At 70.0% G+C, this 11,695-nt stretch carries 9 protein-coding genes and 1 pseudogene; 4 read left to right on the top strand and 6 right to left on the bottom strand.

What is annotated here, in order from left to right; all coding sequences use genetic code 11:
- The first annotated feature begins 360 nt into the window (after positions 1-360).
- The 4 genes and pseudogenes from ABWI04_RS00275 to ABWI04_RS00290 all read left to right on the top strand — a co-directional run bounded on the left by ABWI04_RS00275 (position 361) and on the right by ABWI04_RS00290 (position 4,003).
- On the top strand, positions 361-645 hold the full coding sequence (locus ABWI04_RS00275; RefSeq protein WP_179836786.1) for a hypothetical protein: 285 nt from the start codon (positions 361-363) through the stop codon (positions 643-645).
- 292 nt (positions 646-937) lie between these two features.
- Positions 938-1,969, top strand: coding sequence for a mechanosensitive ion channel family protein (locus ABWI04_RS00280; RefSeq protein ID WP_345175760.1), 1,032 nt, complete (start codon positions 938-940; stop codon positions 1,967-1,969).
- A gap of 72 nt (positions 1,970-2,041) precedes the next feature.
- A pseudogene (locus tag ABWI04_RS00285) lies at positions 2,042-2,407 on the top strand (globin); the annotation flags it as partial.
- 24 nt (positions 2,408-2,431) lie between these two features.
- The gene (locus tag ABWI04_RS00290) at positions 2,432-4,003 is read left to right on the top strand and encodes a glycoside hydrolase family 13 protein (protein WP_353830955.1); all 1,572 of its coding nucleotides are present in this window, start codon (positions 2,432-2,434) and stop codon (positions 4,001-4,003) included.
- A gap of 84 nt (positions 4,004-4,087) precedes the next feature.
- On the opposite strand, the gene ABWI04_RS00295 is transcribed toward ABWI04_RS00290, so the two are convergent.
- From ABWI04_RS00295 to ABWI04_RS00320, 6 genes are all read right to left on the bottom strand, one after another.
- Positions 4,088-5,500: a S28 family serine protease gene (locus tag ABWI04_RS00295; RefSeq protein WP_353830956.1), complete on the bottom strand. Its 1,413-nt coding sequence runs from the start codon at positions 5,498-5,500 to the stop codon at positions 4,088-4,090.
- Between the two features lie 408 nt (positions 5,501-5,908).
- On the bottom strand, positions 5,909-6,502 hold the full coding sequence (locus tag ABWI04_RS00300) for a GNAT family N-acetyltransferase (RefSeq protein WP_345175766.1): 594 nt from the start codon (positions 6,500-6,502) through the stop codon (positions 5,909-5,911).
- The gene (locus ABWI04_RS00305) at positions 6,499-6,930 is read right to left on the bottom strand and encodes an acyl-CoA thioesterase (RefSeq protein ID WP_089309629.1); all 432 of its coding nucleotides are present in this window, start codon (positions 6,928-6,930) and stop codon (positions 6,499-6,501) included. The genes ABWI04_RS00300 and ABWI04_RS00305 overlap by 4 nt, the downstream gene beginning before the upstream one ends.
- 407 nt (positions 6,931-7,337) lie before the next feature.
- The gene (ettA, locus tag ABWI04_RS00310; RefSeq protein WP_345175770.1) at positions 7,338-9,002 is read right to left on the bottom strand and encodes an energy-dependent translational throttle protein EttA; all 1,665 of its coding nucleotides are present in this window, start codon (positions 9,000-9,002) and stop codon (positions 7,338-7,340) included.
- Positions 9,003-9,049: 47 nt separating this feature from the next.
- Positions 9,050-10,339: a GGDEF domain-containing protein gene (locus ABWI04_RS00315; RefSeq protein WP_345175773.1), complete on the bottom strand. Its 1,290-nt coding sequence runs from the start codon at positions 10,337-10,339 to the stop codon at positions 9,050-9,052.
- A gap of 842 nt (positions 10,340-11,181) precedes the next feature.
- A complete protein-coding gene (locus ABWI04_RS00320; RefSeq protein WP_345175775.1) occupies positions 11,182-11,646 on the bottom strand; it encodes a single-stranded DNA-binding protein in 465 nt (154 codons plus the stop codon).
- Positions 11,647-11,695: the final 49 nt, after the last annotated feature.

Here is an 11,695-nt window from a genome sequence, read left to right on the forward strand (position 1 = left end):
CCCCTCGGGGGGTGGACGACCGTTCCGACCGCGGCGACCGGTCGATTTGGCCACAACAGATAATCTCTTGCGCACGCAGCGTAATCCTCGTCACAGTCCCCGCCAAGCGATTCCGGAGAAGTGATGAGGGCCGGGACGCGCTCCGCACCCCGTGGGTAGAGAATCTTCCTCCGCAGGGAGGAGGACTTCTCCTGAGGTGGGGAAATCCGGTTCTTCGGCCCCCGGCCGCCCCCTTGACCGGTCAGTGTGAGTGTTGGAAATCTCTCGTGTTGTGATCGAGCGAATCCGGAGAGTCGATCATCTGGATCGACCGGCACTGTGCTCGCGGGCGCTCCGCCCGCCGATGGAGGGGGTGCGAAGGTGGTCAGCGACAGACGCGTCGGCTACCTCGAAGAGCTGGAACACGAACTCGACACGCGGGGCCTCGTCGCGCGCGTCGTCAGGACCCGCTCGGGGCCGGCCTTCCTGAGGGTCGTGAACCCCGAGGCCGCGAGCCTCGCGGAGGACGTCACCTGCGCGCCGGCCCCCGAGACCAAGGACCACTACTTCTGGTGGTCCTGGGGCGAGCGCATGCACCGCGTCGACGACGTCGGCGGAGCGGCCCTCAAGCTGGCGCACGTCCTCCAGCCGCTCGCCGCGAGGTGAGCTGACTCACTCCGGGCCCCCGGGCCCGAGCACCGTCACCGACCCGGGCGCCCGCCGGCAGGGCGCCCACCAGGCCGGGCGTGTCCCGCGAGGCCGCGGCGAAGGGCGCGGCAGCCGCGGACCCCGCGGGACACGTTCGCCCGGCAGGCCCCCTCCCCGGCCGGTCCCCGCCGCCGGCCCCGGCGTTCGTATGAACCGGTCGGAACCGTCCCCTACGATCGGGCTCGTACCCGCCGCAGGTCCACGGCGAGTTGGCGGGGAACCGCAATGGCCGGGGAGGGTCTGCCACACCATGTCTCTGTTCGCGTCGATCAGCGTGCCGCTCGCCGTGTCGCCGGTCGCCAAGCCGTTCCTGCCCTGGGCCGAGAAGGGCACCCCCGAGGCCGCCTGCAAGAACACGGACCCCAGCGTCTCGTGCCGGCTGGTCTGGAACATCTCGAAGAACACCGACTTCACCCAGTTCTGGGCGACCTGGCTGGACAAGCCGCTCACCACGCTGCTGTGGATCATCGTGACCTTCGTGGTCGCGCTGATCGTGAAGAACATCGCGCACCGGATGATCACCAAGGTCACGCTGCGGATGGCCGAGGGCACGATGTCGGAGAAGGTCCGGGAGCGGTCCCGGACGGTCTTCGAGGGCAGCCCCGCGCTGCTCAACAGGCGGCGCGCCCAGCGGGCCCAGACGCTCGGCTCGGTGCTGCGCTCCATCGCGTCCATCATCATCATGGGGACGGCCGCGTTCAGCATCCTCGGCTCGCTCGGCCTCAACCTCGCCCCCATCCTCGCCAGCGCCAGCGTGATCGGCGTCGCGGTCGGCTTCGGCGCGCAGAACATCGTCAAGGACTTCCTCGCCGGGCTGTTCATGCTGCTGGAGGACCAGTACGGCGTCGGCGACGTCATCGACGTGGGCAGCGCCAAGGGGACGGTCGAGGCCGTCACCCTGCGGGTCACCCGCATGCGGGACGTCAACGGCGTCGTCTGGTACGTCCCGAACGGCGAGATCAAGAAGGTCGGGAACGAGTCGCAGAACTGGGGACGCGCCGTCCTGGACATCCCGGTCGACATCAACGAGGACACCGAGAAGGTCAAGGAGATCCTGCAGGCCACCGCCGACGAGCTGGCCGCGGACGGGGCGTGGCACGACCTCGTCCTGGAGCAGCCGTCGGTGTGGGGCGTGCAGGCCCTCGCCGGCGACGCCGTCGTGATCCGCGTCGTGCTCAAGACGGCGCCGGGCAAGCAGGGCGACATCGCCCGCGAGCTGCGCGAACGCGTCAAGCGGGCGTTCGACGAGGCGGGCGTCACGGTCGCCACCCCCGCGCCCTAGCCGCATTCCCAGTGGATCAAGGTGAGGAAGAGGGCGCGTCTCACATAGGGTGGGGGCGCTATGGCTGAACAGGTGACCTTCTACGAAGCGGTCGGCGGCGAGGAGACCTTCCACCGGCTGGTGCACCGCTTCTACCAGGGGGTCGCGGACGACCCCGACCTCCGCGCCCTCTATCCCGAGGAGGACCTCGGTCCCGCCGAGGAGAGGCTGCGGCTCTTCCTGATCCAGTACTGGGGCGGTCCCAACACCTACAGCACTCAGCGCGGGCACCCGAGGCTGAGGATGCGTCACGTGCCCTTCGTCATCGGCGCGGCCGAGCGGGACGCGTGGCTGCGGCACATGCGGGTCGCGGTGGACGAGCTCGGGCTTCCGGAAGACCTGGAGAAGCAGCTCTGGGCCTACTTCACCATGGCGGCGCAGAGCATGGTGAACGCCCCGACGTGAGCGGGTAGAGCGCCCCGTATGACGCGAATCCCGTGGTGGCGCAACGCCGTCGTGTACGAAATCTACGTCCGCAGTTTCGCCGACGCCGACGGGAACGGCGAAGGCGATCTCCAAGGGGTCCGGTCCCGGCTCGGCCACCTGCGAGATCTCGGTGTGGACGCGCTGTGGCTCACCCCCTTCTACACCTCCCCCCTGACGGACGGCGGCTACGACGTGGCCGACTACCGCGACGTCGATCCCCGGTTCGGCACGCTGGACGATTTCGACGCCCTCGTGGCGGACGTGCACGCCCACGGGATGCGGCTGATCGTCGACATCGTCCCGAACCACTCCTCCGACCGGCATCGCTGGTTCCGGGAGGCGCTCGCGGCTCCGCCCGGGTCGCCCGCACGCTCCCGCTACATCTTCCGCGCCGGCAAGCCAGGGGAACGTCCCGGCGAGGCCGCCCCACCGAACGACTGGCCGTCGGCGTTCGGCGGCCCCGCCTGGACGCGGCTGGACGACGGCGAGTGGTACCTGCACCTGTACGCGCCCGAGCAGCCCGACCTCAACTGGCGCAACCCCGAGGTGCGGCACGAGTTCGAGGACATCCTGCGGTTCTGGCTCGACCGCGGCGTGGACGGCTTCCGCATCGACGTCGCCGCCGGACTGTTCAAGGACGAGTCGTTCCGCGACCTCCGCGGCCAGGACCGGGACATGGTGAACGGGCCCATGTACAGCCGCCCGGAAGTCCACGACGTGTACCGGAGATGGCGCCAGATCCTCGACGAGTACGACGGCGACCGCATGGCCATAGGCGAGGTGTGGACGGACGGTCCGGAAGACCTCGCCCTCTACCTGCGTCCAGACGAACTGCACCAGGTGTTCCAGTTCGACCTGCAGCTTGCCCCGTGGTCGGCCATGGCGTTCCGCGAAGTGATCGACGCAGCGTTGAAGGCCGTCGCCCCCATGGGCGCCGCCCCCACATGGGTGCTGTCGAGCCACGACTCCGTCCGCCACGTCACCCGCTACGAGCAGCGGGACGGCTTCCAGGGCATCGGGCACGCCAGAGCCAAGGCCGCGCTACTGCTGCTCTTGGCGCTCCCCGGGTCGGCCTACCTGTACCAGGGCGAGGAACTGGGACTGCCCGAGGTGACGGATCTGCCTGACGACGCCAGGCAGGACCCCATCTTCAAGCGCACGAACGGGCAGACCGCAGGACGCGACGGCTGCCGGGTACCGCTGCCGTGGTCGGGCCGCGCCGAGCCTTATGGCTTCTCCCCTGACGGCGTCCGGCCGTGGCTGCCGATGCCGGAGCGGTGGGCGTCGATGACCGCCGAGGCGCAGGCGTCCGACCCGTCCTCCATGCTGAGCTGGTACCGCGAGGCCCTCGCGCTGCGGCGCCGCCTGCACGGCGGCCTCCCCGATGACCTGGAGTGGCTCGACTCCCCCGAGACCGCCCTCTTCTTCCGGCGCGGTTCTCTGATCCTGGCCCTCAACTGCGGCGAGAACCCTGTGCGCCTCCCCGAGGGCACGCCGCTCCTGACCAGCACGCCCCTCTACGGCGACCTGCTTCCCGGCAACACCGCCGCGTGGCTGAGCGTCCCCTGAACGCAGGACGCGGTGCGCCGGTCCGTGCGAGGGGTCAACGCACGGACCGGCACACCGCGGTCCTTCGCCGAAAGGCGCTTCCGGCTACAGCGGCGGGCGCTGGAGCTGGAGCGGGTCGTCGGCCATCGGGGCCGACTTGAGGGTCTGCATGCCGGTTCCGACGCCCGCCCAGCGCTTGACGTCGGACATCGCCTTGGTCTGCTGGTCACCGGACAGCTTGGCGATGAGGCGGCCGCTGTGGTTCATGCCCGGAGCGACGTAGACCGCCGAGTCGCGGCTGCCGCGCCCGAGGCGGAACGGCTCGGAACCCCACGGGTCGTTGGCGCCGTACAGGAACAGCATGTGGTTGGCGTTCCCGCGCACCCAGCGGTCGATGTCGCGCATGGCACGGCCGTTGTCGAACCGCATGGCGATGTCACGCGGGACGTAGGTGCGCGGCTGGTAGCTGTCCTCGTACCGCAGCAGCGGCCGCAGGTGCTTGAACTTCGGCGTCGGCCAGCCCAGCTGCGTCCCCGCCTGGTAATAGTACGGGATGTACGGGGCGAGGCCCTGGTCGCTGTAGAACGAGAGCCCGGAGATGTTGTCGAGCGTCTCGTAGAGCTGGTCGTCCGTGGCGTCCTTCGCGTTCGGCAGCGCCGCGCAGGCGGACTGCAGGCTGTACTGCCAGAAGCCCCACTCGTAGTCCATCACCGAGTTCTCGAACGCGCGGTCCTGGGTGCGCAGGATGTCGAACGTCCAGCCGTTCTCGTCCGCGGCGGCCTTGAAGCGCTTGAGCATCTCGGTGCGGCGTTCGAGGAACTTGCGCGCGAGCGCCTTGACGTTCGCGCGGCACACGGGGTCGGAGCCGACCGTCTGGAAGAACTTGTCGTAGGCGCGGTCGTCGTTGTTGTTGACGTCGTTCGGCGCCACGTACACGACGCTGCCGTCGACGTCCCGCGGGTAGAACCGCTTGTGGTAGACGGCCGTCATGCCGCCCTTGCTGGCCCCCGTCGAGATCCACTTGCCCTGGTAGATGGTCTTCAGGGCGCCGATCAGCCGGTGCTCGTCGGTGGCCGCCTGCCAGATCGTGTCCTTCTTCCAGTCCGTCGGCTCGGGACGGGACGGGGTGAAGTACCGGTACTCGACCGAGATCTGGTTGCCGTCGACCAGCGCCGTCGGCTCGGAGGTGAACATCGTCTCCGGCGTGTTGTACCCGCTGGTGTAGAGCACCATGGGACGGTCCGCCGACTTGTGCTGCAACATGATGCGCTGCTCGAACCACTGCCCCCGCGGGTTGCGGTGGTCGACAGGCTGCCGGTACTCCAGCCAGAACCAGCGCTGGCCGGGCAGGGTGGACGGCTTCTCCGTCACCCGCATGCCGGGGATCGCCTTCAGCTGGGCGAGGATGTCGCCCGCCTGGGCGGCGCCGGCCTTCGCCGTGCCCGCCTGAGCCGTGGCCGCGGCCTGCGCCGCGGTGGCGCCCGCCCCGGTCATGCCCGCGGCGAGCAGCAGTGCCATGGCTCCTCGTGAGACGCGCCGCATTGTGCCCCTTTCACGTGGGTTCTCCACATTCGCGTCGCGACCCTAGAGGGAGAAGCCCGGCTAAAACGGATTGCTGTTGGGCTTGTTACCTATCCGTGACAGGTCGGTTGTCACCCGATCAGACCGGAAAACAACCCCCAAGAGGGGCGGAAGCGTGATCAGGTACGCATTGGCGTTCACGCTGGGAGAACGCGGGGCGGCACGGTGGGCCTCGATCACGTCCGGAACGGCGACCAACGGGGAGCGGAGATCAGCTCGCCCCGGGCAGACGACCTGCGGAGGGCCGACCCTTCGACCGAGCGCGAGGCATCGGCAAGCCTGACGGGCACGCGGGTGCCGACGAAACGTCCGCCGGGGCGTGCAGGGATGGGGCCGAGCGGAGGATCAGGTGGGAGGGGCGAGGGCGAAGCCGTCGTCCCACGGGGCCAGGCGTTCGAAGAGCCGCTCGTCGTGCCAGCGCCCGTCCAGGTGGATGTGGCGGCGGGCTGTCCCCACGGGCGTGAACCCGTTGCGTTCGAGCACCCGCTGAGAAGCGACGTTGTCGACTCTCGTGAACGCCTCGACGCGGTGCAGGCGGAGCGCGCCGAACGCGACGTCCAGTGCCTGCCTGACGGCCTCGGTGGCGACGCCCCTGCCGGCGTGCGCGCGCGCCACCCAGTAGCCGACGAAGCAGCTCTGGAGAGGGCCGCGCAGGATGTTGTTGAGCGTGATGCGCCCGGCGACCTCGCCGTCGACGAGGATGACGCCCGGCCACATCTCCCCCGCCGCGTACGCCTCGACCAGGTCGCGCAGGTTGTCGCGCTGGCCGTCGACGGTGAAGTACGCCTCCCCCCGCTCCGGCTCCCAGGGACGCAGGTAGGCGCGGTTCTCCCGGTACAGCGCCGCGAGCGCCTCCGCGTCCGCGATCTGGACGGCGCGCAGGCGCACCCCCACCCGACGTCCGTCGAGCGCGGGCGGGGGGCCGGCGAGCGCCGTCATGCGCGGGGCACCACGTACCGCCCGATGAACTCGCGTTCCTCCGGGGTGAAGCGGCGCAGGCGGTTCGCCTCCACGTCGAACGCGACGAGCGTCGAGGTCGCCTCCGCGTACACGTGGTCGTCGTCCCGCACCTCGTAGGCCAGCTTGAACGACGCGGCGCGGGCCTCGGTCACCCACGTCTCCACCCGGATCGGGTAGACGGTCGGGAGCAGCGGATACCGGTAGTCGATCTCGTGCCGGGAGATCACCATGCCGCGCACGGGCGGCTCCCCCTTGCGCACCGGGTCGCCGTGGAACATCTCCAGCCGCGCGTCCTCCAGGTAGCCGAGGAACTTGACGTTGTTCACGTGTCCCTGGGAGTCGATGTCACCGAACCGGATCTTGAACTCGTAGACGTGGCGGTACTCGGCCGCGGGCAACTGCTGCATGTCCTCGCCTGGGTACGGGAAACCGGGGGGTCGGCCCGATGCTACCGGGCGCGGCCGCGGTCCCTGACAAGGCAGGGTCGCTCCAGGTCGAACCACCAGTCCGGAACCACGCGCCTCGCCACCGCGGGGAGATCCTCCAACGTCCACCCAAACGGCAACGCCTCCGCTCGGAAACACGAACAGCCGAAAACACGACCCCGCCCAGGCCAGATCGACCGGCTGCGCCGCGGGCCAGTACGCGGAGGGGGCGCGGTTCGTGCGGCGGGACCAGCCGGGAATGCGAGCGGCCGGACCAGAACGCCCAGGTGAGCGAACGCCGGGGAACAGGAGCGGCCGGGAACACGTACTGCTGAGGACGCGGACGGCCGCGCGATCGGTGATCGCGCGGCCGTTCGGGGATGCGTGGGTCAGTCGCGCTTCAGCTTGCGGTGGGTGACCCGGTGCGGGCGGGCGGCGTCGGCGCCCAGCCGCTCGATCTTGTTCTTCTCGTAGTCGGCGAAGTTGCCCTCGAACCAGAACCAGTTCGAGCCCTCCTCCCACGCGAGGATGTGCGTGGCGATGCGGTCGAGGAACCACCGGTCGTGCGAGGTGATCACAGCGCACCCGGGGAACTCCAGGAGGGCGTTCTCCAGGCTGGACAGGGTCTCGGTGTCGAGGTCGTTGGTCGGCTCGTCCAGCAGCAGGACGTTGCCGCCCTGCTTGAGCGTCAGCGCCAGGTTGAGCCGGTTGCGCTCGCCGCCGGACAGGACGCCGGAGGGCTTCTGCTGGTCGGGGCCCTTGAACCCGAACGCCGCGACGTACGCGCGGGACGGCATCTCGACCTGGCCGACGTTGATGTGGTCCAGGCCGTCCGAGACGACCTCCCACACCGTCTTCTTCGGGTCGATGCCGCCGCGGCCCTGGTCGACGTAGGAGATCTTGACGGTCTCGCCGACCCGCAGGTCGCCGGCGTCCGGGTGCTCCTCCCCGACGATCATGCGGAAGAGCGTGGTCTTGCCGACGCCGTTCGGGCCGATGACGCCGACGATGCCGTTCGGGGGCAGGTTGAACGTCAGGCCGTCCATCAGGAGCCGGTCGTCGAAGCCCTTGTTCAGCTTGTCGGCGACGATCACCGTGTTGCCCAGGCGCGGGCCCGGCGGGATCTGGATCTCCTCGAAGTCGAGCTTGCGGTACTTGTCGGCCTCGGCGGCCATCTCCTCGTACCGCTCAAGGCGGGCCTTGCTCTTGGTCTGGCGGGCCTTGGGGTTCGAGCGCACCCACTCCAGCTCGTCCTGGAGGCGCTTCTTGCGCTTGGCGTCCTTGTTGCCCTCGACCTTGAGCCGCTCGGCCTTCTTCTCCAGGTAGACGGAGTAGTTGCCCTCGTAGGGGTAGCAGCGGCCCCGGTCGAGCTCCAGGATCCAGGTCGCCACGTTGTCGAGGAAGTACCGGTCGTGCGTGACGGCCAGGACGGTGCCCTCGTACTTGGCGAGGAACTGCTCCAGCCACTGGACGCTCTCGGCGTCCAGGTGGTTGGTGGGCTCGTCCAGCAGCAGCAGGTCGGGCGCCTCCAGCAGCAGCTTGCACAGCGCGACGCGCCGGCGCTCGCCACCCGACAGCTTCGACACCTCGGCGTCGCCGGGCGGGCAGCGCAGCGCGTCCATCGCCTGGTCGAGCTGGCTGTCGAGGTCCCAGGCGTTGCGATGGTCGAGCTGCTCCTGCAGCTTGCCCATCTCCTCCATCAGCGCGTCGGAGTAGTCCGTCGCCATCAGCTCGGCGATCTCGTTGAACCGGTCGAGCATCGCCTTGGTCTCGGCGACGCCCTCCTGGACGTTCCCGAGGACGTCCTTCTCCTCGTTCAGGGGCGGCTCCTGCTGCAGCATTCCCACGCTGAAACCGGGCATGAGGCGCGCGTCGCCGTTCGAGGGCTGTTCCAGACCGGCCATCATGCGCAGCAGCGTCGACTTGCCGGTGCCGTTGGGCCCCAGGACCCCGATCTTCGCACCCGGAAGGAAATGCAGGGTGACGTCGTCAAGGACGACCTTGTCGCCATGTGCCTTGCGCACACGCTGCATCGTGTAGATGTACTCGGCCATATCGTCAAGACTAGGGGGTCCTGGAACCTGTTTTTCGCGTTGCCGCCTCAGTTGCCGGACGGCCTGGGGCCTTCCAGCGCGGGAAGGCACACCCGGTCGCGCCCCGAGGACTTCGCCCGGTAGAGCGCCAGGTCGGCCGCCGTCATGAGTTCCAGGAGGTCCTGGCCGTGGGTGCGGAACAGCGACACCCCCACGGAGACGGTGACGGTGACGGTGCCCTCCTCGGCCGGGACGGCGAGGCGGCGCACCCGTCCGCGGAGGCGTTCGGCGACGCGGCAGGCCTCCACGGTGTCGGCGCCCGGCAGCAGGACGACGAACTCCTCGCCCCCGAAGCGGCCCACCACGTCGTAGTCGCGCAGCTGGTGGCACAGGGTGCTCGCCACCCCCACCAGCACCTGGTCGCCGACCAGGTGGCCGTGGGTGTCGTTGACGCGCTTGAAATGGTCGATGTCGATCAGGAGGAGCGCGACGGCGTCGTGGGTGCGCTGGGCCCGGGAGAGCTCGGTGTCGGCCTCGCGCTGCCACGCGGCGGCGTTGAGCAGGCCCGTCTTGGCGTCGGTGCGCGCGGCCGCCTGGAGCTGCTGGTGCATCAGGCTGCGCTGCAGGAGCATCACCGGCGGAAGGGCGAGCAGGAGCAGGCCCAGTGACAGGGCGCTCGTAATCGCCACCAGGATGCCGACGCAGAGCTCCACCGTGTCGAGCAGGAGGCTCTCGCGCGTCCACAGGACGTCCCGCCACCGGCTCTCGGGATCGGCGGCGTGCGCGGCGACCGCGACGATCGCCGCGTTCACCACCGTGAACAGCGCCGCGCAGCCGACGGCCGCCGGGATGCCCGGGTAGCTCTCGACGACCCACTGCGGCGCCCCCTGCAGCGGGTCGGCCACCACCCGGTGGAACACCACCGACGCGCACGCCCCGGCGATCCCGAGCGCGGCGGCGACGACCGCCCGCCGGTAGATCAGCGTCCGCCGGACGCGGAACTGCAGCAGCGCCTGCATCGGCACCGGGACCAGCAGCGCGTACACCGGCGGCAGCAGGAGCGCGACCGGCAGCCACCAGGCCGACAGCAGGTCGCGCGCGACCCCCGCCGGCATCCCCAGCCTCCGCGTCGCCTCGATGCACACGGCGCCGCACGCCAGCAGCGCCCCGAAGGTCATCAGATCGTCGCCCCGGAACGGGGTCTCGACCAGCCCCGCGACGATCAGCCCCAGGTGGACGGCGACGACCACCGGCACGTAGACCGCGAGCAGGGACCGACGCCCAAGTCGCGCCCTGCGCCTCGGCCTGCGGACCAGCTCCCCACCACGGTCCTCGGCGGACGACTGCACTGCCGTCATCCTTCCCCCTTACGCGCATCACGTTGTGTAACACGATAGTTGCAACGTGTGCGGAACGGGCGTGAAACAGGTACGTTCGGGAACGCACATGCGGGTGACCGTTCTGATCACCGGTATCCGGGCCCGCTGATCCGCGGAGCCCGACCATCCTGAGGGGGACCACCATGCGCGGCGTTTCCTGGATCTGACCAGCAAGCAGCCACCCAAAACGCCGGGGGCGCGCGCTCACCGCTCCCACGGCCCACATCCCCCCACCGAACACTTTCGCCTCACCTCCAACTCCCACACCCGGCTCACGCCCGGCCCCAGCCGGGCCGCCCCGAGCACTGGCCGCACCTGGCCGCCACCCAGCCACCCCAAAACAGCGGGAGCAAGGAGCCAAAAGCCCACCACCCCACACCAAAGCCACCCCACCAGCGGCGCCCACTCGCCCCGAGCACACCCAGCCGAGCCGCTCCACCACGCACACATCCCCTGCTCACGCCTTACGACAGGCGGCGCCCGCGGCGAAACCAGCCCGACCACGCACGCCGCCCCACCACCGGCGCCCACTCGCCCCGAGCACACCCGGCGGAGCTTGCTCCGCCGCCGCGTGCATCCCTGGGTCACGCCGTGGGACAGGTCGCGCAGAGGAGCGTGGGTCGCTCGTCATTGCGCTAGGGCGCCCTGGAGAGAGCCGGTCGAGGGTCCCGCTGGCGCGTGCCCTTCTTTGGCTGCGTCGTGCGACGGGTGGGAGCGCGTATGGACCGAGCCAGGCCGAACCGCGCGTCGCCGCTTCTGTGGCAGCCGGGCGGCGTTCGGGGGTGCCGAGTGGGGCGGGTGGGTTCTCTCGGTGGGTGGGGTTAGGCGGCTTTGGGTTCGTCTTCTTCTGTGGGGGTGGTCAGGGCCCATTGGTCGGCGGTGTCGCGGGCCAGTTGGCGGTCTTCGTCGGTCAGGGGGCCGGTGCGTTGGGCGGGGCGGTAGTCGACGGTGCCGCGGGTCAGGTCGGGGCCCAGGGTGGTGGCCTCGACCTCGGCGGAGAAGCGCCACTGGTCGTCGCGTTCGTACTGGCGGATGCGCAGGCGGCCGGTGACCAGGACCGGCGTGCCGCGCTGGAGGTCGGACGCGTTGACGTTGTCGGCCAGGCCGCGCCAGCAGTTCACCGTGACGTACAGGGAATCGTCGTCCTGCCATTGGCCGGTCTGCCGGTCGAAGCGGCGGGGCGTGCAGCCCACCCGCAGCGACAGGAAGGGGTGGCCGTTGGCCGTCACGGCGTAGCGGGGCTCGGCCGCTACCCAGCCGGTGATGGTGACGTGCGCCTCGTTCATCGCGTCCTCCGTTGTCTCGCGTACGAGGACAACGGTGGCTCAGACGCGC

Source organism: Actinomadura sp. NPDC000929, assembly GCF_040492065.1.
GTDB lineage: Bacteria > Actinomycetota > Actinomycetes > Streptosporangiales > Streptosporangiaceae > Spirillospora > Spirillospora verrucosospora.

Coding starts and splice junctions, on each gene's coding strand:
- ABWI04_RS00305 (WP_089309629.1), bottom strand. CDS start 6,930: ATGCAGCAGTTGCCCGCGGCCGAGTACCGCCACGTCTACGAGTTCAAG.
- ABWI04_RS00300 (WP_345175766.1), bottom strand. CDS start 6,502: ATGACGGCGCTCGCCGGCCCCCCGCCCGCGCTCGACGGACGTCGGGTG.
- ettA (WP_345175770.1), bottom strand. CDS start 9,002: ATGGCCGAGTACATCTACACGATGCAGCGTGTGCGCAAGGCACATGGC.
- ABWI04_RS00290 (WP_353830955.1), top strand. CDS start 2,432: ATGACGCGAATCCCGTGGTGGCGCAACGCCGTCGTGTACGAAATCTAC.
- ABWI04_RS00280 (WP_345175760.1), top strand. CDS start 938: ATGTCTCTGTTCGCGTCGATCAGCGTGCCGCTCGCCGTGTCGCCGGTC.
- ABWI04_RS00295 (WP_353830956.1), bottom strand. CDS start 5,500: ATGGCACTGCTGCTCGCCGCGGGCATGACCGGGGCGGGCGCCACCGCG.
- ABWI04_RS00320 (WP_345175775.1), bottom strand. CDS start 11,646: ATGAACGAGGCGCACGTCACCATCACCGGCTGGGTAGCGGCCGAGCCC.
- ABWI04_RS00315 (WP_345175773.1), bottom strand. CDS start 10,339: ATGACGGCAGTGCAGTCGTCCGCCGAGGACCGTGGTGGGGAGCTGGTC.